Below are 24,482 nucleotides of genomic sequence, written 5' to 3' on the forward strand. Positions count from 1 at the left end.
TTGCAATCTTTTACAAACATAAAGCATTAACTTGCATTTTACAAGCTATAAAATGAAAAAAGATGAATTAAGATCAGAATGTCCTATTAATTATGCCTTGGAATACCTTGGAGATAAGTGGACATTATTAGTGATTAGAGACCTAGTTTTTGAAGGAAAAAAGTTCTTTAAAGAGATCCTGAATTCGAAGGAAGGAATCGCGACAAACATCCTTACGGATCGTTTGAAACGGCTAGAAAGTTTGGGAATAGTAGAATCTCGTCCTTATGAAAAACAAAGGAAATTTAAAGTTTACACGCTGACAGAGAAGGGGATAGACTTAATTCCGCTTTTATTAGAATTAATTCTTTGGTCGGCAAAACACAAGGATGGCTTAAATGTGAGTCCTGAATTTATTGAGCTCGTTAAAAAGGACAAAGAAGGAGTGATTAAAGCAATTACAGAAAGTGTTGGAACAAATAAGTTCAGTGCTAATCGGGAGGCATAAGTAAAGTTGATTTTTTTTGAAAATTTTTATAAAAAAATCAGTAATCATGTTTTTAATGTGTGGATGTTGAATGCAATGTCCACACATTAACTACTTTCATTCAGGATAATGTAGTATTCAATAATTTGAGTCGTGGAGATTTTTTCATAATTTAATAAGACCGGACCATGCATCTCGGCTAAACCCAAAAGTTCTCCTATGAAATTACTAGAATACACAACAATTTGGACCAAAGGTGATATCTACCAGGGCAAAGTAATGCTATGTATAGGTATACTACTACTTATTGCTGCTTTATTGATTTTGAGAAGCCATCATGAATTACTCAAAGGAATGTTGATTCCGCTCTCACTTGCTTTGACGCTCTTGCTGGGATACGGCGGGTACCTTACGTTTACAAGGAATACGCACTTCACCAATGTTGAAGCTGTCTATAAAGAAAGCCCTGCAAAGGCCATAGAACAAGAGTTTGAAAAAGCTCAAAAAGATCATGATGCTTATTCAAAACTCAAACCTATATGGGCCATTTTGATGGTAGTTTCACTGCTCTCGTTTTTTATTTTCAAAACAGATTATCTGAAAGGTGTATCTCTTGGATTTGTAGCACTTTTCTTTATTGCATTAATGGTTGATACAACCTTGCACTACAGATTGAAGCCCTATTACGAAACGCTTAGTAATTTCTCCTTAAATAACAATCTATGATCACTTCAAAAAATATCGGATTTAGAAGATTAATTCAATGGTCAGGTTTACATATGCTATGGCTTTTGATTTTTATGGCTTCGGTGGCTTGCCTTTATCATTTTGACTTAATAGAAATAAGCATTCCATGGCTACCTATCTCTGTGATTGGAACAGCGGTAGCTTTCTATGTCGGTTTTAAAAATAATCAAGCCTATAACCGAATGTGGGAAGCAAGAAAAATCTGGGGAGGAATCATCAACGACAGTAGAACTTGGGGTATGATGGTTGATGGATTTATCACCAATCAATTTACCAATGAAAAAGTGGAACCGGAGAAAATTAAGACCATTAAAAAGCGCTTGATTTATCGTCATATTGGATGGCTTTACGCACATAGAAGTCAGCTTTTAGTAGCGGCACCATGGGAACATTCTAGTCAAAAAGGACATATAGGTAATACGGCCAAATATTTTCAAAAGAATTTTGGAGTTGGGTTAGTAGATGATGAGGTAACAAAATCTGAATTAAAAAACTTTTTACCGCTGGAAGAGTATGAAAGATTAATCAATTATGTCAATACGGCAACTCAAATAATCAATGAGCAGTCTCGAGAACTCACACAATTGAGAGCCGCAGATTTAATAGAAGATTTCAGACATATGGAAATGATGAAAATACTGTCGAGTTTCTATACTTTACAGGGAAAAAATGAGAGAATTAAAAAGTTTCCATTACCTCGTCAATACGCCAATATGAGCCGGTATTTTGTAACCATTCTGATTTGCCTGCTCCCTTTTAGTATGATCCCGGAGTTATTAAAATTGGGAAGCTGGGGTTTCTGGCTTTCTATTCCAATTTCAGCATTGATTGGTTGGGTGTATGTTATGATGGAAGTTATCGGTGATTATTCTGAGAATCCTTTTCAAAGGATGGCGAATGACATTCCAATGCTCTCCCTTTGTAGAACTATTGAAATAGACCTTCTTCAAATGCTTGGAGAAACAGATTTACCAGCACCTATTCAACCTAAAAATGATATTTTGATGTAGACAAAATAATCTAAGTACTAAGTCAAAAATAAATCATAGTTAATTCTAATTTATTTTTTGTGAGTACAACGCAAAAAACGTATTAATAGTGATTCTATTGAAAGTTTTTTGAAGGCAGTAATCGCAAAACAATAAATAGAATTAGTATTAGATAATTTTGAATTTGTACTTATTATAAGGTTTAACAGATTAATTTTTCATATAAAGAAGCTAAAGATATATTTGTAAATTACGAGACCAATTTAAATTCAAATATCGATGCAAAATAAACTTTCGGTAGTATTTTTTGGAGCAACAGGAGCTGTGGGTTCTGTGGCTTTTCACCATTTGTTGACCAAAAATAATCTTTCAAAATTATTGACTTTAGGAAGAAGATCAGTGGAGTCCTCGCAACCCCCATCATTCTTAGATCAGCAGGTAATTGATATTCATACTCCATCATCTTATTCAAATTTGATCACGGATTTTGATACCGCAATTTGTACATTAGGGGTTGGAGAACCTTCCAAAATTTCAAAACAAGATTTCATTAAAATTGATAAAACAGCGGTACTTAATTTTGCCAAAGTATGTAAGGAAAAGGGTGTAAAACAATTTCATCTTCTTGCTTCAGTTGGCACAAATAGTTCTTCTTACAACTACTATTTAAGAGCAAAAGGAGAACTGATTGATGAGCTGGTCAAACTGAATTTTGATCGATTATGTATCTATCAGCCTTCCATGATTTTAACTCCCAAAAATAGATATGGCATCACTCAAGCTATTACACTCAAAGTATGGCCAAAACTAGATCCTGTGTTCCAGAATGGACTTCGAAAATATAGAGGTATTACAGTTGAAAAATTAGGGAAATCCATTGCCAATAATATTTCTGAAGAAGGAACGGGAATTGAGTACTTGCTTTATGATGACTTTTTGAGGTTGCAGGATTAAGACTCAACAGTTAATTAAATCATACAAAAATTAACACTCGTTATCAAAATGCAAGGTGATTGAAAAACCATTTTATCAAAAAAAGAAGGCTCCATTCTTAACATAAACTACTATTTCTCTGAAGTATAATGTCAAAACTGACTTAATTGAACGTTTAAAACCTTCTAATTTTCTTGAAAAAACACACTATAAAACTTATAATTCTTATATAAAAGTTAATAAAATGTTACTATTAGGATTATTAATTGTAGAATTTTAATATTTTAAATTTTATTTTTTTAATTTTGTAAATACAAACATTCTAGTTTATCTGTGATTACTAAAATTTGATTGCACTAACATCAAAATCATTTTTTTTTGAACCGACTTTTTTCTCGCGAAGCTAATTTCATTTCACAAAACAAACGAACATTTTATGGAAACTTTCAAACGGAATAGAGACCATGATATTAAAAATGTAGACATCGTATGTTCATTTCTGGCTGGTATGAACATCATTGGAATTATTGGTCTCAAACTAGTATTTAGTTCTTTGGTAACATATCTATTAATTTGTATTACAGGTGGTTCTATTTTTTTCTTATTCAATCTTAGAAAAAGACATATCTACTTGAAACAGATCACTATCGAAGATGGAAATCTTGTTTTTAAAACGAACTTTTTATTTCTATCGTACAGTCGATATTATCAAATTGAAGATGTAAAAGTTAGTAGAACTTATTATTCACTTATCTTAAGGTGTTACAAATCAGGAGAATACCATAAGAAGAAAAAATTTAAATTGTCCTCAAGAAATTGGAAGGACTTAGAAGATTTAGAAAAAATCTTATTGACTTCTAAATTGGGTGAAGAATATCATCCTATTAGTGCTTAAAGAAACCTCCTCAGTTTAATTATTGAGGAGGCTTTGTGCTTCGATAACTATTCTTACAACTGTGTTATTTTTTGCGTATTACCATCATTTGATTGCCTCCTTTTTGAAACTCATACTCAACATTTATAATTTGAATATGATATTCAGACTGGAAGTGCTGAGTTATGCCCTCGAGTACTTCAGATGTTTCTGCATCAAGGTTCAATAATGGAAATAGTCTCACTTCTTTGCACAACCTAAGCATTTCACTAATAGATTGTATATGAAATTCTAAACCGAGCTGGGAGTAGAGCAACAGGAAATGTGAACTTAACCCTAAGTCAAAACTTTGATCTTTGAAATCTAAAGGGTTGGGCAGTTCATGATGGATATATCTATTCTGACTTTTTCCTGTTTCAAAATCTTCAACAAAATCAGCCATGGCACCCATTCTGATTTTTTCTAATTCGTCTGGGCTGGCAATAGAAGACCATACAAAATTGTCTTGGTTTGCTCTGATCTGTTGCATCACAACATCCTTTGTTTCCTGAATATGATTTTCAATTGCATCCTTAGAAAATTGATAGATTGGATCAATAGAAGTCACAGTATTTCCGTGAGCAGTCATTTCTGCATTAAAACTTGCTGGACTGTCACCAAAGCTGATGATTTTTTTCTTTAGGTCTGTTGCTGTCAGATTGAATAGACTTTGATATTCTTCTAAGGTCCTTCCCCAAGGAACTGTATTTTTTAATTCAAATGCCATATTTTTGTTGGTTGAGTTCAGTTTTTTGACTAAAAGAGGGTTTAAATTTTTCTCTAAAATAATGAAGGACGAAAAGAATCATCATGCAAATGCTGTTAATATTTGAATAGTGAATTTATAAATAAACATAACAAATTAATGTCCTTGGATGAAATACTCCATTACGGCAACGAGAATTAACGTACAGCTGCTTAACTTGCTTCCATGAATTTAAATTTTGAAAATGAATACTTCGGAATTGGTATTCAAAATGGTAAAACACCAGAAAATTTAGGAGTACTGTGGAGATCAGCACAAAACTTTGGTGCCAGTTTTATTTTTACCATTGGAAACCGATATGCCAAACAAGCTTGTGATACACATAATGCAGTAAAGTCCATCCCTTATTATCATTATGATACTTTTGATGATTTCCTTAAAAATATTCCTGTAGGAACTCGAATAGTAGGTGTTGAACTTGCCGATGAGTCTGAAGATTTAGAAACTTTTCATCATCCAAGAAGATGTGTGTATTTACTGGGAGCAGAAGATCATGGCTTATCAAAACAAGCCATGGAAAAAAGCCACTTCTTAGTGAAATTTGATACTCCTAAAAGTTTGAATGTCTCAGTTGCTGGAAGTATTGTAATGTATGATAGACAAAGAGGAAAGGAGAGGTGTTAATGTATTCACTTTCTTAATAAAAATATGAACTAGCATTTGCTTTGAGCTAAATCAAAACTATGCTAGTTCATGGGGAATAAAGAATACACTCACCTAATTCAATTGAAATTTCTTTATTAACTTATTTTTCCCTTGTATGATATGGACAATAAACACGCCTCTCCCCCAAGGAGTAGAAAGTGTAGTAGTATGTTGTAAATCTGTGTTTTGGTAAACTAATTGTCCAATATGATTAAAGATAAATAAGTCATAAGGTGTATCGTTGTTGATTTGTATATTGATATCCATACCTGCAGATTGCGGAACTGGAAAAACGACAACTTCAGCTTCATTTTGCTCTTGAACATACACAGAAGTAGGACCAAAATATTCATACTTTCCATCCAAATCTACTTGTTTTAAACGGTAATAAGTACTGCCATATCTAAGGATGTCATCATATTGATATTCGATGGTTGCATTACTGTTTCCAGCCGATTGCACCTCAGCTATTTTTATCCAGTCGCTGTTATTGGTAGAATATTCAACTTCAAAATGTGAACTGTTGACTTCAGTGGCCGTGGCCCAAAAAAGACTAATGCCCTCTTCAAAAACCTCCGATTCAAAATAAATCATTTCTACGGGTAAGTCTTCGTTATATACAATACTGAGTGTATCTAGTTCTATCTCAGTACCATTGCTGAAGGAAGATAATTTAAAATACACCAATCCATTTCTAGTTTGTAAATCAGAATAAGTATAACTGACAGGAGCAGGCGTTTCTGGATTTGTTGCTTCAATTTGAGTGATCAATGTCCAATTATTACGATCGTTGGAGGTATAAATAGAATAAGAATCAATGTTTTCCTCAGAAAACATACTCCATTCTAAATTGGTTTTGAGACCAAGTTTCAACTCTCCTACAAAATAGTTTAAGGAGTCAGAAAGCAGGTGACAATCTGTGTAACCCTCAGGTCTTTCATCATTTCCCATTTCATTGACTTGTTCTTTTTGATAGGGTGAAATACATCCTCCTTCGAATTGCCAAGAGACATCCTTTTTATAATGGATTTGATTACTCAACTCATTAATTGCAACATTATTCATAGCTACAGATAGTGAATCAATAAATGAATTATGTGCTTGAAAATCGACATGTCCATCAAGGTTCCATGTACTGTTGTGGCAAACTAAACTGCCATTTTCAAATTTTAGATGTGAATGATTTTGGGTATTCAACTGTGATGAAAGTATCACTGTGTTGGCATTTTTTATTTCTAAAGTAGCTGAAATAGAAATCACATCACTTGTAAACACTACCTCATACAGTACTTCGTTATGTATTTTTATCTTCTTTTTCCCAAGTATATTGGAAGTATTAATTGTCACCTTACAGTCAGTTAATTCCAAGTCAGCATTTACTGTAAGAGTTTCCCCATTGATAATAACATTTGAGTTGGTATAAGAAGTTTTCTCATTAATATCTCCCTGAATGATAACCGTTGGCCAGTCTTGTCCGAAGGCGATAGAAGACCACAGACTTAGCGTCGTTATAAGAAATGAAATGAAATTTTTGAAGTAATTCATGATTGTGCATTTAAGTTCTAGATGCTTATATCCTTACTTTAAAAATCTCACTTCTTGTATTGCTTAATGATTGCAAATACAGGTTTGGACACCTATATCAATTAAATAATAATACTCTTTTTTGTTCTTAACAACGTATACTAATATCTTCGCCTTTGAAATCATTTTTTAAGCAAACTAAAAATATAATCAAACGATGCAGACAAAAACGTTTTATCTCAATGAAGAGAAAACCGAAATGATTGAAATTGAATACGGTTTCTCTTTTAAAAACACCACTGTAAAATATAACATGAAAGAATTGGGGAATTTTAAAAACCAAAAAGAACTCAAGAAAGGTGGTGAGTTTTCATTAGATTATTCAAGAACTTTGAGTGTAAAACTTACTGGAGGAGTGTTTCCTAGATTGGAGCTTTTACTAAATGGAGAAGTTGTCCCTGGATCACCTACAGACCCTGAGGTAATCACAAAAGACACAGGTCAATTAGGTATGGTGATTGGTGGCATCAGTGTAGTAGCCGGTTTGATAGCCGAATTCTTTCAAGTTCAACCTCTTCAAGAATTAGGTCAAGGCTGGGGGAGTATGGTTATTGGTTTGATCATCATTGGTTTAGGTTTTGGAGTGAAGAAAAAGTCCCTGATTTCATTGGGTGCAATCATAGCTATTATTGTATTAGACTTGGTTTTCTTAATTTATGAAATCGGTCAAGGAAATGCACCTTCTGCTGGTGGTGGTGTGATGATAAAAGTGTTCTTTATAATAGGTCTTTCTCAAGGTTTTGCTGCCATTAAAAAGGCTAAAGAAAAAAAGAAAAAAGCAGCCTATTAATTCACCACCGATGCAATACCAAAAACACAAGTAGAATGAACTGCTTGTGTTTTTTTATGAACGTAAAAATAAGACTTTAGTGTTTCGTATTCATTTGCTTGTTTACAGAATAGATAGCACTTTTAATATCCTTTTGAATCATCATTGTTTCAGACAGAGAAGTACATTCCTTTATCAATGATTGCCAATGTTCAACATCTTTTTCATTTGGTATAAGTCTAATATAAACCTGTTTGTTATTCTTGAAATTGTGAGGTATAAATAGCTGTGAAAAACGATTGCCAAAAGTGTATCTCAACGCTCTAAAATCAAATAATATGCTTTGAAAAGATTTATCTTGAAGAAGGATTTCTTTTGATTTTTCAATAATAAAGTCAACATCTTGATTTCCCATTGATCCATGGCCACATACTCCTTCAAATTTTAATATCAGGTGATTTTTAACCTTTTCGCTTTCTTTAAATTTTACATTCGGCATATTCTATACTCTCTGTTTACCACAGTCTCAAAATTATATCAGTAAGTCATTATCTTAGAAAACAACTTTAAGATTTTGTAAAAAAAATATTTATAACGTGTTGAATCAAATTCCCAAAGTAACCAAGTCTTTTACCTTATGATACTGAAGTGTAGCTTTAATGCATAACTTTAATTCGGTAACAGGGATTTCCTGATTCAAATCGAAAATGATTGCTCTTTTACCTTCATACTCAAATCTATTTCCAAAAACCGACTTAAAAGTTTCAACCAGCCTGCTAGTACATTGAAAGTAAATGGCATATTGATCCGGATTTTTCTCTTTCCAGTCCATTCTTAAAGTACTTCCTTGTTTAGTAGTATAGCTTGGTTCACCCCATTTTAAAGTTTCCTCTAGTCTATCAATATTTTCCATTTCATGGGCTGTTTCAATGACTAATGACCTTAGGTTTTGCATTTTGTCTTTTACAAAATCAGGGTAATTGTCAAAGATTTCAAGGACTTCTTGGTTGGGTTGGAGTTTGTCAGATGTATAAGACATTTTTTATGTATGATTTAATAGTTAGAATATTAATTTAATGCGAAGAGGTGATTGAAACATCTCCTAATTTAGGAACAATTTATTATCTTTCCGATGTATTAATTGATAAGCGTATTAATTTAAAATCAAAAGCAAACTTTATTAGTCTGAAAACCATTTCTAATAAGCAATCTAACTTTAATCTAAAACAACAATGAAACTTCTATTCTATGCTTTTATAGGCTTCTTTCTCCTTTTATCTTCTTGTAATTCGGATACCAATGAGGAAGAATTATCAAAAGAGGAACCGAAAATTGAGGGTATAAAAATGCATGTCAATATCATTGATTTGACTAATTCGGAAGAAGACCTTTTATTATTTCTTTTCAATACCTCAGGTCAATTGGTAGATAGTACCACTGTAGAAGTGGGGACAACTGCCATTTTCGATATTAAGGAATTAGGCAACTACAGATTGCAAGCAGGTAATGGAATGAACACTTCTTTTAGTAAAAAACCTCTTTTATTTGGTGAAGAAAAAGTATATGTTCATGACCCTGAACATACAATTTTAGCTACTATTGAAGTTGGCCACAAACATTTAAATAAACGCCTTAAAATATCTTCCACAGCTATGATCAATAAATATGTCAAAGATTTGGAATTTGTTTTTCATGGTGATTTAGAACCAATTTCATTTACAACGGAAGATACAATCTATACCTCTTTGGAAGAGGTTGATTTGGAAGTGAAATACGAATTGAATGAAAAACCTGTATCTTTCTTTATATCGAAACAACTTAAAAGGTATTTCAATGACTATTATGTGACTAGACATAATGAGATGGAGGAACAGATAGAGAGAATCATTATTGATGACTATATATTTCACACTTCGTCCATTGATGTTAGTGAGGTAACTACTTCTTTTACTTCAAGGTTTGGAATGGGTTTTACATTTTCTCCTTCCATGGCTTATCAGGTTTTTGGGATTGGGCAATATGAAAATTGGATTGAAGCATACGACGGAAATCAAGTTTATCATTACGATTTTGAATGGAATAAATCATTTCTACCATGTTTCATCAATGCCAACTATGTGAATGATAAGCTCTATATCTTCAATCATAATGGAACTTCTTCAAAAAATGGACCTAGTGATAAAAATACACCCATGGTCATTTATGATCTAAAATCAAAAACTTCAGAGGTAGTGCAAACTACAGAAACGTTGAAATCATACGCCGGATCTGTAGTGGTTGGAAATGAAATTTTTTATATGGGAGGGCGAAATTATGAGGAGGAAAGGGCAACTTTGGCTTACTCGTCAGAAATGAAATCATTTAATACGGAAACACATCAATGGACTACTTATAAAGACATGCCCCATAATTTTGAAGCAAGAGCCAATGTGTTAGGAAACACTATTTATACATTTGGTGGTTATAATAAACAGCCATTAAATAGTATTTATAAGTTTGATGTCAAAAATAACGAATGGGAATTGGAAGCGGAATTACCTTATTCTCTCAGTGCGGTTTCAACTAGTGTTTATGAAGGTAAAATCTGGATTGTGGGAGATTACGAAGAATTGAATTATTTAGGTTGTTTTGATCCAGAAAATCGAGTTTTAACCCAATATACCAATAAAGATTTTGTTGGAAGAAGGCATGCAGGTTCCGCAATTCTTAATGATGCTCTATATATTTTTGGAGGAAATACATCCCCTACAAGTGCTCCAGTGAAAACTGTTCAAAAAATTGATTTACAATCATTTAAATAAGGTTTTTTCTTTCATATTATTTATAATTTTATCTAACTTAAGTAAAACAACACTTACTTAAGTTAGATAAAAATGCCCCAAGAAAACACTACTTCTCAATGGCCTGTGTTGAATTTCCAAGAAATGAAAGACACTTTGGCTACGTTGCATCAATGGATTCAAATTGTTGGTAAAATCAGATTGAAGACAATGCCCTGGCAAAACCACTCTTGGCATGTCACTTTATACATTTCTCCCACGGGGTTTACAACACAAGGAATCCCCTATCATGGCCGTTTTTTTCAAATTGATTTCGATTTCGAAAAACATCAATTATTGATCAGTTCAACCCATAAAACAACCCAAATTATTCCTTTGAGGAATAGGACTGTAGCAGACTTTTACAAGGAGGTTTTTGAAAAACTGAAAAACATTGATGTTGAAGTTACAATCCATGGTAGCCCAAATGAAATGGAACCTGCTATTCCTTTTAAAGAAAATACAACAAATCAAACCTACGAACCTGAACAGGCCCAAAAAATTTGGCAATCCTTGTTGAAGGTCAATTGTTTGTTTCAGCAATTCAGAAGTGATTATATAGGCAAGTGTAGCCCTGTCCATTTGTTTTGGGGAGCTTTTGATTTGGCAGTGACTCGTTTTTCAGGAAATGATGCACCATTGCATCAAGGTGGAATGCCAAATATGCCTTTGGAGGTGATGCAAGAAGCTTACTCAAAAGAAGTGAGTAGTGCGGGATTTTGGTTAGGATCTGAAGATTTTCCAGTGCCTTCTTTTTATGCCTACGCTTACCCAGTAGCTCCCAATTTTGGTACACAACCTGTCCAACCAGGACAAGCATTTTATAGTAAAGAAATGGGAGAATTTTTCTTGAAATATGAAGACGTTCAGCAATCATCCGATCCCGATAGTATGATTTTATCTTTTTTGCAGTCCACTTATGAAGCGGCCGCCAATACATCTAATTGGGATAGGAATAGCTTGGAAAGAAAGGATAAGTAATGGAAATGAATAACATGATAGTTGTTGATACGCAGTGTATTACGTGCCAACAACTATCACTTTAATAGAAAATTATAATGCTATACAACTTACACAATATCATCATAACAAATTACTGAAAAACAGACCTTGACTTTATTCATGAGGTTGTGGGATAAGATTTTGAGGAATATCCAGCTTCTTATCATCTGCACCCTCGGCAAAGTTGCTAATAGCAAAAGAATTTGCTTTGGACCAATCACATTCTACTCTTCGGTCACCCAATACAATGTTTCCTAATTTCTCTCGGAACCATTGAGCAAGTTCTTTGTATTCTTCTGTATCCGCTACATTATTACGTTCCAACGGATCTACTCTTAAGTCATACAGGGCTAGTTCCGCTTTCTCTACAGGACAGTTCAATGCCCATTTAATATTTTTATTGGCAAATGAGTTATTAGAAGGTCGAGTACGCATAGAAAAAGCAAAATCATTAGATCTTAAATAGGCTCTATGTCCCACCACCACTTTTGTTTCTCCTAAAGTGTAGTCTCTTCTTTCTTGATCAGATTGAATAAAGTCTTGCAACTTTATACCATCCAAATAATCATATTTATTCGCACTAATGTCTTCCCCTGAAGCAGAAAGAAGAGTTGGTGCAATATCTACATACTCAATCAACTGATTTTTAACCAACCCTGCTGGTACTATTGATTTATCAGAGGAAACCACAAGCATGGCTCCATTTGTAGATTGTTTCCATCCGGTGAATTTGGCTTCAATTCCTTGTTCACCCAAATGCCAACCGTGATCACCCACCGTAAATACAATCAAATATTCTTGATTATTCTTTTCACAATAGTTTTTAAACGTTTCAACTGCTTTACCAATGAGTTCATCACCATGAGCACAGAATGCATAGTAATCTTGAATAGTTTGTTGAATTTCCTTTTTGGTCATTTTCGTCATATTCATCTGATTATGCATTTTTTGCAATTGAGGAGGCATTTTATCATACTCAATTTTCTCAAATTCAGGTACTTTGTATTTCTTTTTCTTAAAAATATCGCGTTGTTTTTTGGGGGGTAGAATAGGAGTATGGGGCAAGTGGAAGGATAAGTTGATCATTTGAGGTTTGTTGGCATTCGCACCTTTGGCTTTTTTACCCCATGAAGTTGTAAACTCTTTCCCTTGGTTTTTCAAGTAAGCCGAAAACTCATCTACAATTATGGCATCTATCGTTTGATCTGCTGGCATAGGGTTTTCCCCACCAATAATCAGACTTTTGTTGGAGCCTCGAGTATAGGAACGAAGAATTTCAAATTCCTTTTCAATACGTTTTTTAGTAGCAAGGTCTTCAGGACTGATTTCCCCATGGTTTTTCTTTATGAAGTAACTTTCTACCTCTCCATTAGGACGTTTCACGTGTTCTTGCTTACCCAGGTTAACCACTTTGTTATTTACTTTACCAAATGGAGTATGTCCCCATAAGTCACCTTGATTATTTTTTTGTAGGTCGTGTTTAAAGTGTACACCATATTCATAATGGCCAGCACTGTAAAAACCTTGACCAGGGCCCCATCTATAAATGTACTCCCCAGACTTTCCAAATTGAGCCGTTTGATAACCTGTTTTCGTCAAAATTTGAGGAACAGAAGGTTCAATAAAGTCAGGATTTTGATGTGTTTGCTCAAAAGCATAATGCCCCGTCCTAAATGGATAACGACCTGTAACCATTGAACCCCTTGAAGGGCCACAAACGGGTGCATTACAAAAAGCATTGGTAAACAAAACACCTTCACTTGCCAATTTGTTGATGTTTGGAGAAGAGACGTATCCCAATGGACTTTCCTTTTGACCATAAACTGCTTCATTATAGCATTCTAAAGCATCTGGGCGGTGGTCGTCGGTAATGATCCAGAGGATGTTAGGCCTGCTTTTTTTAGGGGGATTAGTTTCAGGAAAATCAAAGCCCAATACTGCAGATAGAAACACCACAGCAAAGACTGCAATGAATAGTCTGTAATTCTTTTTCATTTCGTTAAAATTGTAGTCACTGATACCATTATTTTTTTGGGTATCTATTTTATAAATATTTGCACTTGTAAATTTCAGTGAAAAAGAATAATGATTTGGTTTTAGTGAAATGAAAAAAAGGCAACTACACTTTTGGTCCCTTACTTTTAATAAAAATCTCCCCCCTTATTCAAAGCTTGAACCTTTCATAACTTATAACAATGTATTTAGTATTCAATTGGAATCTGTTCTTCTTCCTTTTTCGGAGTATTTGTAAGCCACCTTTTTAATTTCAATTCGATATAAATATTTGCAGGTATAGCAAGTAAAATTGTCATAACAGTAAATGAACTGAATATACTGAAATGCTCTATTGGAGTGAAGTATTCGATATGCAAGAATTCTTTCCAATGCGGTAAAACAAACCAGAAGAAAAAGAACACAAACGTATGCATCATATAAATGGAATAGGAAATTTCTCCTACTACTTTTACAATAGGAAACTCTAAAAGGTCTCTCACTTTACCTCTATTATAAGCCGCCGCAAGGATAAGAAGAACGAAAATTGGAACAAAAAAGAGGTCATGAAATTTATTATGAAAACCAATAGGAATCAAGATGAAAAGCACCCAGAATGAATTATCTCTTGAGAGGAATTTGTATCCCGTTTTTTTAGAATAAAAGTAATAAAGATTAACACCAAGAATAAACTGAAACAAGCATCTAACAAAACCATAATCCCAAGTGATATCTAAATTATGATTGGGGTGTAAATACACAAGTGCACATAACCCTGAAAAAGCAAGAATTGAAGTAATAATTACAGAGGCTAATTTCTGTCGGCTCATAAAACCAAGAAACAAGATCGATAATATATAGGTCCACCATTCTGCTCCAATTGACCACGAAGGCATGTTCCAAGATAAAAAATGGTAGCTATCCATGGCGTTGAACATGAAAATCTGACTAGGAAGAGCATCATAAGAGAAGTAATCTTTCCAGCTGTCATCAATCAACCATGGGTAGTAATGGCCAAAAAGTTCAGAAGCACCTATCAGTAAGAGAAGAGTGATGATATGGAGAGGATATATTTTAGCAAATCTATTCCAGACAAAACTTTTCACTTTTGTAAGATTAAGTCCATCCTTAAAAGTTGCACCGTAGATATGATAAATTATAAAACCGCTAAGTATAAAGAAAAAGTCAACCCATAAATAACCTTTGGAAAGAATACCGGAGGATTCTCTAGAAATAACACTTCCTAAATCTCTGTAATAGGTGCACACATCTATATGAAAAAAGACGATCCAGATGGCTGCTATCCCTCTGAGAGCAGTTAGTGAAGATATATATTGTTTGCCCATGTTAAATTTCCTATTTAAAAAATGCAATGTTACCAAAAATAGAAATTTTTAATCTGATTAGGAGGGAGAATTGAGTGAGTGGTTAGTTTTTTTTAGTGAATGGATCAAAAAAAGAGTAATGCTTCAAAAAACACTACTCTTTCTTCATTTTTAGTACAAAGTCAAGAAAATTGTAATACAAATTCATGGATTATTCTAAGATCATTGATTGCAAAAAAGCAGAGGAATATAAAACTTTTCAATGCTTTTAAGAATTTGGATACAGAGAAAGGATCATGAATAAGTTTTGTGTGAACCTTGGCTAAGTACTTAAGCTTTTTTCTCTTTGGATTCGTTTAGTTTTGAGATAGCTACTTGAATTTCTGTATAACGCTTTCTTTCATTATACACTTGATGTTGCTCTGTTGTTTTTTCTCTGAAGTCTTTCATGTTGTTGTTGTTTTAAGTTTAAGGAAAAGTAATGGTTAAAACTGATATGTGCTTAAACAATCCTAAGACTGTTCAATTGTTTATGTGTTAAAATTATTATGTGTCAAATTTACGTTAATTAATGATAATAAAAAAATACTTTTGAAAAAGAAAAGGTTGTCACATCCATTATGCAACAACCTTTAAGTTATTTTATACAGCATTATGTTTCTAACATACTGTATGCTCTAAGATTTAAATATCTTCATCAATATCTAATTCAAATTTTTCGATTGAGTTGATCTGATCTTCCCAATCCGATTCATCCATTTCATCTAGCCCTTCAAAAGTAGCTTCTTCTTCATCTAGTAATAAATCGTTGTCGAGGTCAAATGATAAGAAATCATCCATAGTAATTAAGTATTAAAGAGTTTTAGAATAAATTGAAATACAACCTATTTTACGCTTCTGTGTGCAATATGTTATTGCTGTTACGATCTATTTACAGAAAATTAAAATTGAGTCTATCTCATTCATTTCTCTATCTTTAAATTAATTAAGACCTTGCTTCTTTCTTCCAAATAAAGGACCTGTACGAAGTGGCTTAATCGTATGAGAAACCTTCAGCCTTATAATATTGGATTCATTAATAAATGATGATTCTTCTTTCGTATAACTTCTTTCATTGATGTACTGAAGAGTCACAAAAACGTTTTTGTATGCTTTCCTGGTTAGGCCAACATACATACGGTTACTTGCCACCCTGCTATTGGGATTATTGAGCACAAAAAATGGTTCAACCCCCAAAGTACAATACCCAAGAAAAGTAGAGAATTTGACTGATGGATTATACCTCAATCTAAACCGGGTATCTGTTCCATCAAAAAACATCTGTTGTTCAAATCTTACTCTTTGGGTAATGGTTAGAAAACTTACCCGGGAATTGATCACAAAATCTTGATAAGGTCTAAACTCAAACCTTGCAACACTTCCACCCACAAACATGACACCACCTCTTACATAGAAGTTATCATTGATGTCGTAACGAAGACCGCTCCTTCCTTGCCATCTTTCCCCCTCGGGAAAATATGAACGGTAACCTACATCAGAATCAATTGAAAACTTGTAAGATAGTTTATAGCGGTTAAAATAATGAAGCCATAAGAAATCATCTTGTGCAAACGATTTACTGGTAGCAATGACAACAATAAAGAAACCTAGTAAAATATGACATAAAGTTTTTGTCATGTTTGGTTATTGAATAAATGATTGATATAAAACAAAATTAGTAATAATATTCTTCTATATTAATTATTCAACTGATTAACTGCGTTAATTAATCATAAACATGGCTTTTCAAACCTTAATATGTAATATAAAGGTGTTTAAAGAGAAATCTATAAACTTGTGATTGGAATGTTGTTATAAGTAATCTTATCTTGATTTTAGTTAGTGTTCAATCAAAATTGGTCCAGCATTTTTTGTTTTTAGCAAACTTTCATCTGATTTTCTACATTATTAATATCAATATAAGCATCAATCCAGTCTTTGGCTTCGTGAAGTTTCTTAAAAGTGTTGATACTCCAGCCTCTATTGTATCCCATGGTTTCCAAAGTGTTCCTTTCGAAATGAGAAGAGGATGTTACAACTACAATTTGAGTTTTTCTAGAGAAACCTAACTCTCCAAGTTTTGTTATGATACTGTACTTGTCTGTTATATCAAACGGACAAGCTAATTGTGAGCCATCAATAAAAAGTAAATTGTGGTGATTTTGATTTACAAAGCTTGAACATTCATTCAGTGCTTGAACCAGCGAATCAATTTGTGGGGTACCTTCTAATGTTAGTCTCACTAAGTAAGTGTTTGTTGAAATATTATAATCCATAGTAGTGGGAAATAGTATGACGTTTAATATGTTTAAAGTTAGGCGAAAAGAAGGTAGCTTTTATAAATGTCACAAAATTATCAAACTTTACTCAAACAGATTCTTCTAAAAATACAATTTGAATTTTCATTTAACAGAATTATTTACGCTTAGATAAATGAATGTATGTTTAATTATTGGTGTAAATGATAAATTTTGTAAGAAAAATAAGATATTAATTCAAAAAACTTATATCCATAAATAATTATAAATAGGAATATTAGAATCTATTCTTGTAATTATCAGATATTTAGGAATTTTTATTTAATACGAATTGTTCACGTTTTCGGTGTAAATACTTGAAAAAGTGTTGGTTGTACATCTGTAAATTTATCCGAATGTTGTCAAACAAGTGACGAAGAAGTTTTGATGGTAATTTAAATGCCACGAAATTGCGAGCAAACAACTCATTTCATGAAAAATAACAAACACTTTCAACTCATCCTATTGTTAGGCTCCCTCTCCATGATTGGACCTTTTAATATTGACACTTGCCTTCCTGCTTTTGGTAGAATTGCCAAAGATCTTGGAGTGACATTTTCTCAGGTAGAAATCAATGTGTCCTTATTCTTTTTTGGATTTGGTATTGGCCAATTATATGGGGGCTACATCTCAGACATCAAAGGTCGTAAATGGGTGGTGAGTAGAGGCTTGGGAATTTCAATGATAGCCAGCTTAATTTTGGTATTGGTCAATCAATTGGAAGTGTTTTATCTGATGCGATTTATTCAAGCTATAGGAGCCGGATTTGTGGGTGTATCTGTGGCCGCCATCGTAAGGGATAATTTTCAGGGAAAGGAAGCGGCAAGCATCATGTCTATGGTGGCAATGATTGCTATGGGTGCTCCATTGGTAGCCCCTTCAATCGGTGCGTTTTTATTGACTATTTCTACTTGGAAGGCCATTTTTATCTTCATTGCACTATACGGGTTGACGGTTTTGATCTTCTTAATATTTGGATTGGAAGAAAAAATGGAGCCTCGTAAAAAGGAACATAATTTCCTGCAAGGCATCAAAAAAGTATACCAAAATGTTCCTGCCTTAGCGTACATGTCAGCAATGGCTATACCTTCTGGAGCATTGTATACTTACCTTACATCGGCTCCCTTTATTTTCCAGGAATATTTTGGGTTAGGTGAACAACAGTTTGCCATCTTATTTGGAGTCAATGGATTTTCATTAATCATCATGAATAAAATCAATTCTGTATTGGTAAAAAAACATGGTCCAGAACGATTAATGAACGTTGGTTTGACCATACATTTTACATCCTTAGTTGTGCTATTGGCGGTAGTTACAGTGTTTACACCAACTCTCTATAACACTGTACCATTGATCACATTGCATGTCTCTACATTAGGCCTTATTTCTGGAAATGCAACTTCTATAGCTTTAGAGAAATTTGAAAAGCATTTTGCAGGAATTGCCAATTCTCAGATGAGAGTAGTGGGAATTATTATTGGTGCAGTAGCTGGAGCAATCGCAAGTTTATTAAACAATGGCACTCTATATCCTATTTTAGGAGTGATGATTACATGTTCAGCATTTGGTATTTTTACCTATTTATCTCTGAAAAAGAGAGCCAATAAAAGTAAGTTAGTTTCAGTGTAATATTACATACTATTGGTGATATTGAGAGTATGTAATATTTTACTTGTTTATTAAATTTTTGAAAATGAATTTCTTCACCTGATGTGGAATATTAATATACCAAGGTAGATGATTCCAATAGGTATACGGAATTTGAACTCTTTCTTGTGTCAGTTGTTCGAAATGTTTTCTGACCTCTTGTTCATAAGTTTCAGTGGATTGAGGAGTTTGAATATACGCTCCAAGATGCAGAAACAAAGGTTTTTCGCTTTCTTCCTTTAAAAATTGATTGAAAATCAATAATCTGCCATGCTTATTTTTTTCATAGGTATCAGCAGTATTCAAAAAATATTGCCATCTTGAATTATGTTGAACAAAAATGGAAGAAGCTTCTATTTCTTGGTTTTCTCCATAGATTGAATAAATCCTTAGCCGTTTCTTTTTGATTAAAACAGTCAGCAACTCTTCTAGCATTATACTGATTTGCTGATCGTTGGTGATCCCTATTTTGGGTAAGGTAAACCTTCTTAGCAATTGAAGAAAACCATCAATGTTCTGATCCATGATGGGTGTATTATTCCTTTTCATGGATTGTCTCACATTTTTTCGTTTCGTTTTAGAAAATTTTGAAATAATGTGCTCATATCCATTTGATAAATTGATGCTTAAATCTTCACCCCACTGAAAATCTGGGTATTTTCCAGAGGAATTCCCGATATAATCAATACAATAGGGTACTTTCTCTTTGATAAGTTTCAAGGCATCTTTAAGAAAAAAGGAAGGTTCAGGTAAAGTGGAAAAGTAACCTAATTCAGGAGTGAACAATGGCATTCTTATAAACTTAAAATTGATTTTCTTATCAATAGGAAAAGGCATTACCCATACATATTGATTATCATGTTCAATAACGGCTCCCCACCAATCTTGAGTTACAAGGTCAAGGTACCATGAGTAGGCAAACAGAAGTGATTGAGGTGATGTATCAATACAATCATCCCAAAGTTTTGTGTTTAGTTCCTTTCTTTTAATTAATGCTACTTTCAAATTGTCTTTGTTTTTCACACAAAAAAAACACAGCACCTTTAAAATCCAAATAAAAGTGCTGTGTTATATCTATAAAACAATGAATGTTTATTCTTCATCTTTTTTCTTTCGGCGCCTCTTAGGAAGTTTGTCCAGTTCCACCTGAACTAGTTGCCCCATCTCATCAAAAGAGAGGATATGTGAGATTCTACCACCTTCTGGCAATGGTTCACCGACATCGTACTTAAAGAGTGATAACCTAGATAGAATATCACCGTTAGTTGAGGCAATATATTGACGGTTGGAGTTTAGATCTGTAGTGTGATCGAATTTAAGGTTATAACTTTTTGAGTTAAATAAAACTTCCATGAGAGTAAAATAAGTATCGTTTAAGGGTTATACAATTGATTAATGTGTTGATTTTAAATAGATTATCAATATGGTGTAAATATTACTTATTTACTAATATTTTTCAGAATGTGTACCTTTTTTTTATAATTAATCAATTATTTAGATACATACATTTCAGGTGCCTTATCTTCCTCCATATTTTTACCCCTAAATGATTTTCTGTAGTCTTTATATTCCTTCTTAAATGTTCTCCATTCTTTGCCGCTCATCACATACGCTTTGTCTACTTCCTTATCTCTAAAAATAGCTTGAGTGGTAGGCAGAGGAGCCACTACTAGAAAGTAAGGATTGAGCAATACCAAAGTCCAAGAAGAAACCGCAAACATAGTTGACATCCTCGCATTTCTATATTTCTTAGTATGCTCATAATACAAAGCATTTTCCGGTACGTTTGAGATTTGAATCTCTTCACCATATACTTTTTGTACTTTTTTGGCTGAAAGCAATGTATTTACTTTTACGCTATCAAATTCAGAAACTTTCTGCTTCTTCAGCTTGGTCATCGGAACTATAGTGGAGTCACCGTTATGAAAAAAGGTAACATTGTCCAATTGGTTAGGAGCCTTAATGGTAGAGGCAACTGCCTGTACCACAATTACAAGTTGTGCATTGGCAAATGAAACGCTAAAGAAGATAAGTAGAATTGTAAAGATATTTTTCATTGTAGTATTATTGTTTTCACTTACTTATATCCAATACTAAAAAATATCACCATTGAATTTTAAATAAGTGCAAGGTTTAGTTTTACATTAATTCTGTTCGTTAGCATTTCGTCAGATTGAGTAGGCAGTTGAAAAGGGTGTTATTCGGCTTTTGTAGTTTTGAAAGTATAAAAATGTTGGGAGATGTAAGCAAAAATTACAGCGACTACAGTGGTCAGTAATTTAGATGGAGTGGGATAGAAGTGCATCATATCTACAAATACTTTCATCAAAATATAGTTAATGAAAATGGAACCGATGCTTACTTGAAAATACCTGAAAAATTGTACCCATCCTTTTAAATTGGAATCCTGAAAAGTCACATATTTCTGCAAGAAAAAGCCAGAAGTTAAAGTGATGGGATAAACCATAAACAAGGCGGCAATGTGAGAACTCATGACAAAAAGACCAAAATCAACATTTTTCTGATCCAGCACATAATGGAAAATAAGATAATACAGTAACAGGTCGAGAACCATATTTCCTCCTCCAATTGCAGCATATCTAAATGTTTTGATGGGAATAAACTTTTCAAAGGGACGGTGAAAAAAGTCTATTACCTGAATGATCGTGTTTTGCATATTTGTTTTTATAAAAGCCGGAAAACAAATATATCACAGAAATGTTATAACAACACAAACATCATTATCTTATGCTATTTATTAATATTTTTTTGGATTTTGGGTCATCTACCTACTTCTGAAACTAAAATTTTACTCATTTAATGGGAGTGTATGAAACAGTAATTGATCAATGGAAGCCTCAAAAGTTGAATCAATGCTAGGGTCTTTGAAGTTGAGTTTAAATTTTGCCTCATTATTGTTGACCAAATTATTAATCCCTGCATAGATTGTATCATTTTCCACCTCAAAAATGAAAAGCCTGTAGGAGGAAATTTCCATACCACCAAATAAACCAATTTCACCTTTTATATCATTATGCACCAATTTAGTATTGTTAGAGTTCAGGTAGAAATAGGTGTTTTTTCTAGGAATTACATTTCCGAGTGTGATATGAATACCATTTTTATCAAAAGTAGGAGCAGAAGTGAGATCACCGATAAACAATCTGTATAGGTTTTGGTAAGTATAAACTCTGGCACCAATGTTATTCTCTTCTCCAGAGAATAAATTTTCACTTTTTGTGAAATACATATTTTTTTGTTCTGAGATATACTCAACAGTTACACTATCGCTTCTCTCATTGTTACTTCTGTTTTTAGTTTCTTCATAACTTTTGAAAGACACATCTTGATAAAAAGGCTTGGCATATACTAAAGTGTCTCCTTTCTGATAAATAAGGTTGAGTTTGTGGTTGATGTTCAAAACAAGTTTACTTACATTTTGAGGTAGCTTTTCTACACTATTACCCTTGGAATTTACAACATATAAAAAACCACCTTCCTGAGAGGTATTCAATTCAAGAAGAGGAGGAGTGATTGTATTTGTTGTAAACTGAAAAGTTCTTTCAGTTGAAAGGCCTTTGTCCTTTTCGAAGCTAAGCCGACCAAAGTATTGTGTATTGGATTGCAGGTGTTTGAAATGAAAAGAATTGATGTTTCCTATTTTATTACTTTCCTTCGGATTCGCGTTAGATAGGTGTCCTCGGTGTATATCTACAATATTTTCAAAGTTTTCATCAAGAGCAAGGGTTAGGTAGGTGTTCTTTACCATTTTGCTAGAGTCGTCATTTACCCATGATACAGCCCCTTCCCAAGCATAAACTTCAGGAGAATCTAATGTAATGGAATAAGGTTCTTCAATTGGAAAATCCACAAAAGTGAGACTGTCTTTTTTTTCTGCCACCAACTCGTTATCCTTGGCTCTCAGCAACTGTAATGTGATATAGAAAGTGGAATCTCCCTGAGGGTAAATATGTGATAATGTATCTAAATCAGGGTTTTTAGTGAATTTGCCATCTCCCCAAATCCACCTTAGTGAAATTGTGGCTGGAGCATTGATAGTATCCGTAAGGTTGATGAAGGTAATTTTTCTATAAAACGGATCTACTTCTTCAATTTTAAAATTAGGCTCAATGTTAATGGTTACTTCCTGAATTTGAAAAGTAGGTTCCTCATCACAGGCCAACATCATGAAAGTAAATAATAAAAAATAGTACTTTTTCATTATTGATTATTTGTAAATGGGTAAAGTACCTAAATTACTTTGTATGGTATAATTAGTCAATTATTTTGTTGATAGTGAATAAACTATCTTATAATTATTCAATTCACCATTTCAAAAACACCTGAGTTACTTTTACTTTCTAGTATTAAAATCTTTTATATAATAAAGTTAAATAGTTAAAAGTCAATTAATTAACATTTGTTGTGAGTGAAAAATCAACATATCTTGAAGTTCAAGCGTCTTATAAATGACCTGTGACTTAAAAATGTGATCTCAAAAAATTATTATCATGAAAGAATTAAGAAACCAGCAAATTAAGGACAATACTAAATTGTCAAGTTTAACAATTGGTGATATTATTGACACCGCTTATTTATCACTAATTTTAGGTGTAATTGTAATGGGAGTCCATTCATATATTACGCTTTAATTGAAGCAGAACATAAGAATTTGAAATAAATTTTGATAAAGCTCTTTTCTAATATTGAATTAGGAAGAGCTTTTTTTTGTGGACATGTTTATCTAAACTATTACCTTAATTGCCCTAAGTACTAAATCAAAAATAAATCATAGTTAATTTTGAATTTGTACTTATTATCAAAGAATCTTTTATTTTTGGTGTATGAAGACATTAATTCAAACAACTTTTACCTCGTTAGAACAGACAAAATTGTTTTATGAAAAACTAAATTTTCAAATTCATGAATACGAAGATTTATTAATTGCAAATGATGGTGTAATACAAATAAGTCTGACCAATAAACAATTCATGAGAAAGGGAATAGTCATTTATTCAGACACGTTGGTGGAACAAATCGAAACTGTAAAAAATGAATTTGATGTAATTGAAATCGAAGAGGGTTTCATATTGTCCTCACCTTGTGGAGTTTGGGTTTATATTTATAAAGGAAGAGGAAAAGATTTTCTATCCAACTCTGAACCATCATCTATTTTAGGAAATTATGCGGGGTTAAGTCTTGAAAGCTTAAATTTGGATCATTCCATTCAATTCTGGACAGAACTGGGGTTTGAATTACAAATGGGAAGTGTAGATCAAGGATGGTTGACTATGGTGAACAGGGGAGGTTTTATACTAAGTATTATGCAAGCTTTAAATTGTCCTCATCAATTTTTTAATCCTTCTCTTACCTATTTCAATGGGAAAGATAACGAAGAGGTTATTCAGAAAATTAGAGATAAAAAAGTGCCTATTACAGAAGAGATTACCTATTTCAACAATAAAGGAATTGTTGATAATGTCATCTTGAGAGATCCAATGGGTTTGGGTTTCTTTATCTTCAACGATTAAATGTTCTTCAAAAAGCGG

25 protein-coding genes are annotated in these 24,482 nt (G+C 33.1%); 11 read left to right on the forward strand and 14 right to left on the reverse strand.

Annotation, left to right across the window (positions count from 1 at the left end):
• The first annotated feature begins 52 nt into the window (after positions 1 to 52).
• The 5 genes from AVL50_RS30855 to AVL50_RS30875 all read left to right on the forward strand — a co-directional run bounded on the left by AVL50_RS30855 (position 53) and on the right by AVL50_RS30875 (position 4,030).
• Positions 53 to 487 carry a helix-turn-helix domain-containing protein gene (locus tag AVL50_RS30855; RefSeq protein WP_062621626.1) on the forward strand — a complete coding sequence of 145 codons (435 nt, stop codon included), beginning with the start codon at positions 53 to 55 and terminating at the stop codon, positions 485 to 487.
• A 198-nt stretch (positions 488 to 685) separates the two neighbouring features.
• The gene (locus AVL50_RS30860) at positions 686 to 1,192 is read left to right on the forward strand and encodes a hypothetical protein (RefSeq protein WP_062621628.1); all 507 of its coding nucleotides are present in this window, start codon (positions 686 to 688) and stop codon (positions 1,190 to 1,192) included.
• Positions 1,189 to 2,223, forward strand: coding sequence for a bestrophin family protein (locus AVL50_RS30865; protein WP_062621632.1), 1,035 nt, complete (start codon positions 1,189 to 1,191; stop codon positions 2,221 to 2,223). The genes AVL50_RS30860 and AVL50_RS30865 overlap by 4 nt, the downstream gene beginning before the upstream one ends.
• A 258-nt stretch (positions 2,224 to 2,481) precedes the next feature.
• Positions 2,482 to 3,156: an NAD(P)H-binding protein gene (locus AVL50_RS30870; RefSeq protein WP_062621633.1), complete on the forward strand. Its 675-nt coding sequence runs from the start codon at positions 2,482 to 2,484 to the stop codon at positions 3,154 to 3,156.
• Between the two features lie 415 nt (positions 3,157 to 3,571).
• A complete protein-coding gene (locus tag AVL50_RS30875) occupies positions 3,572 to 4,030 on the forward strand; it encodes a hypothetical protein (protein WP_062621635.1) in 459 nt (152 codons plus the stop codon).
• A 64-nt stretch (positions 4,031 to 4,094) separates the two neighbouring features.
• Here AVL50_RS30875 and AVL50_RS30880 read toward each other — a convergent pair whose 3' ends face one another.
• Positions 4,095 to 4,775 (reverse strand): hypothetical protein, encoded by a 681-nt coding sequence (locus AVL50_RS30880; RefSeq protein ID WP_062621637.1) that lies wholly within the window; start codon positions 4,773 to 4,775, stop codon positions 4,095 to 4,097.
• A 204-nt stretch (positions 4,776 to 4,979) separates the two neighbouring features.
• Here AVL50_RS30880 and AVL50_RS30885 point away from each other — a divergent pair, with 204 nt between their 5' ends.
• Positions 4,980 to 5,438, forward strand: coding sequence for an RNA methyltransferase (locus AVL50_RS30885; protein WP_062621639.1), 459 nt, complete (start codon positions 4,980 to 4,982; stop codon positions 5,436 to 5,438).
• A 93-nt stretch (positions 5,439 to 5,531) separates the two neighbouring features.
• Here the strand turns inward: AVL50_RS30885 and AVL50_RS30890 are convergent, their stop codons facing one another.
• On the reverse strand, positions 5,532 to 7,004 hold the full coding sequence (locus AVL50_RS30890) for a T9SS type A sorting domain-containing protein (protein WP_062621640.1): 1,473 nt from the start codon (positions 7,002 to 7,004) through the stop codon (positions 5,532 to 5,534).
• A 196-nt stretch (positions 7,005 to 7,200) separates the two neighbouring features.
• On the opposite strand from AVL50_RS30890, the gene AVL50_RS30895 reads away from it, so the two are divergent.
• A complete protein-coding gene (locus AVL50_RS30895; RefSeq protein WP_062621641.1) occupies positions 7,201 to 7,833 on the forward strand; it encodes a hypothetical protein in 633 nt (210 codons plus the stop codon).
• Between the two features lie 76 nt (positions 7,834 to 7,909).
• Here the strand turns inward: AVL50_RS30895 and AVL50_RS30900 are convergent, their stop codons facing one another.
• Together AVL50_RS30900 and AVL50_RS30905 are read right to left on the reverse strand one after the other, a co-directional pair.
• Positions 7,910 to 8,311: a hypothetical protein gene (locus AVL50_RS30900; protein WP_062621647.1), complete on the reverse strand. Its 402-nt coding sequence runs from the start codon at positions 8,309 to 8,311 to the stop codon at positions 7,910 to 7,912.
• Positions 8,312 to 8,416: 105 nt separating this feature from the next.
• Positions 8,417 to 8,851, reverse strand: coding sequence for a DUF1801 domain-containing protein (locus tag AVL50_RS30905; protein ID WP_062621649.1), 435 nt, complete (start codon positions 8,849 to 8,851; stop codon positions 8,417 to 8,419).
• Positions 8,852 to 9,044: 193 nt separating this feature from the next.
• Between AVL50_RS30905 and AVL50_RS30910 the strand changes: the two genes are divergently transcribed.
• Complete coding sequence (locus AVL50_RS30910) at positions 9,045 to 10,613, forward strand: kelch repeat-containing protein (protein ID WP_062621650.1); 1,569 nt, start codon at positions 9,045 to 9,047, stop codon at positions 10,611 to 10,613.
• 72 nt (positions 10,614 to 10,685) lie between these two features.
• Positions 10,686 to 11,612, forward strand: a complete 927-nt coding sequence (locus tag AVL50_RS30915; protein WP_062621651.1) for a DUF5996 family protein — start codon at positions 10,686 to 10,688, stop codon at positions 11,610 to 11,612.
• Positions 11,613 to 11,747: 135 nt separating this feature from the next.
• Here AVL50_RS30915 and AVL50_RS30920 read toward each other — a convergent pair whose 3' ends face one another.
• From AVL50_RS30920 to AVL50_RS30940, 5 genes are all read right to left on the reverse strand, one after another.
• Entirely contained in the window at positions 11,748 to 13,628 is a 1,881-nt protein-coding gene (locus AVL50_RS30920) for a sulfatase-like hydrolase/transferase (RefSeq protein WP_082796085.1), read from the reverse strand.
• A 206-nt stretch (positions 13,629 to 13,834) separates the two neighbouring features.
• Positions 13,835 to 14,971, reverse strand: coding sequence for an acyltransferase (locus AVL50_RS30925; protein WP_062621652.1), 1,137 nt, complete (start codon positions 14,969 to 14,971; stop codon positions 13,835 to 13,837).
• Positions 14,972 to 15,634: 663 nt separating this feature from the next.
• On the reverse strand, positions 15,635 to 15,790 hold the full coding sequence (locus AVL50_RS33205; RefSeq protein ID WP_157491723.1) for a hypothetical protein: 156 nt from the start codon (positions 15,788 to 15,790) through the stop codon (positions 15,635 to 15,637).
• Positions 15,791 to 15,931: 141 nt separating this feature from the next.
• Positions 15,932 to 16,627 (reverse strand): DUF2490 domain-containing protein, encoded by a 696-nt coding sequence (locus tag AVL50_RS30935; RefSeq protein WP_062621654.1) that lies wholly within the window; start codon positions 16,625 to 16,627, stop codon positions 15,932 to 15,934.
• Between the two features lie 239 nt (positions 16,628 to 16,866).
• Positions 16,867 to 17,265 (reverse strand): hypothetical protein, encoded by a 399-nt coding sequence (locus AVL50_RS30940; RefSeq protein ID WP_062621655.1) that lies wholly within the window; start codon positions 17,263 to 17,265, stop codon positions 16,867 to 16,869.
• A 453-nt stretch (positions 17,266 to 17,718) separates the two neighbouring features.
• Between AVL50_RS30940 and AVL50_RS30945 the strand changes: the two genes are divergently transcribed.
• A complete protein-coding gene (locus AVL50_RS30945; protein WP_172826957.1) occupies positions 17,719 to 18,915 on the forward strand; it encodes a multidrug effflux MFS transporter in 1,197 nt (398 codons plus the stop codon).
• A 39-nt stretch (positions 18,916 to 18,954) separates the two neighbouring features.
• Here the strand turns inward: AVL50_RS30945 and AVL50_RS30950 are convergent, their stop codons facing one another.
• The 5 genes from AVL50_RS30950 to AVL50_RS30970 all read right to left on the reverse strand — a co-directional run bounded on the left by AVL50_RS30950 (position 18,955) and on the right by AVL50_RS30970 (position 23,155).
• On the reverse strand, positions 18,955 to 19,938 hold the full coding sequence (locus AVL50_RS30950) for a hypothetical protein (protein WP_157491727.1): 984 nt from the start codon (positions 19,936 to 19,938) through the stop codon (positions 18,955 to 18,957).
• An 87-nt stretch (positions 19,939 to 20,025) separates the two neighbouring features.
• Complete coding sequence (locus AVL50_RS30955; RefSeq protein WP_062621659.1) at positions 20,026 to 20,286, reverse strand: hypothetical protein; 261 nt, start codon at positions 20,284 to 20,286, stop codon at positions 20,026 to 20,028.
• 137 nt (positions 20,287 to 20,423) lie between these two features.
• Positions 20,424 to 20,990 carry a hypothetical protein gene (locus AVL50_RS30960; protein ID WP_062621660.1) on the reverse strand — a complete coding sequence of 189 codons (567 nt, stop codon included), beginning with the start codon at positions 20,988 to 20,990 and terminating at the stop codon, positions 20,424 to 20,426.
• A 140-nt stretch (positions 20,991 to 21,130) separates the two neighbouring features.
• Positions 21,131 to 21,610 carry a GtrA family protein gene (locus AVL50_RS30965; protein ID WP_062621669.1) on the reverse strand — a complete coding sequence of 160 codons (480 nt, stop codon included), beginning with the start codon at positions 21,608 to 21,610 and terminating at the stop codon, positions 21,131 to 21,133.
• 132 nt (positions 21,611 to 21,742) lie between these two features.
• Positions 21,743 to 23,155: a hypothetical protein gene (locus AVL50_RS30970; RefSeq protein WP_157491729.1), complete on the reverse strand. Its 1,413-nt coding sequence runs from the start codon at positions 23,153 to 23,155 to the stop codon at positions 21,743 to 21,745.
• A 622-nt stretch (positions 23,156 to 23,777) separates the two neighbouring features.
• On the opposite strand from AVL50_RS30970, the gene AVL50_RS30975 reads away from it, so the two are divergent.
• Positions 23,778 to 24,464 (forward strand): hypothetical protein, encoded by a 687-nt coding sequence (locus AVL50_RS30975; RefSeq protein WP_062621673.1) that lies wholly within the window; start codon positions 23,778 to 23,780, stop codon positions 24,462 to 24,464.
• The last annotated feature ends 18 nt before the right edge of the window (positions 24,465 to 24,482 follow it).

The sequence above is a fragment of the Flammeovirga sp. SJP92 genome (assembly GCF_001583495.1).
Lineage (GTDB): Bacteria > Bacteroidota > Bacteroidia > Cytophagales > Flammeovirgaceae > Flammeovirga.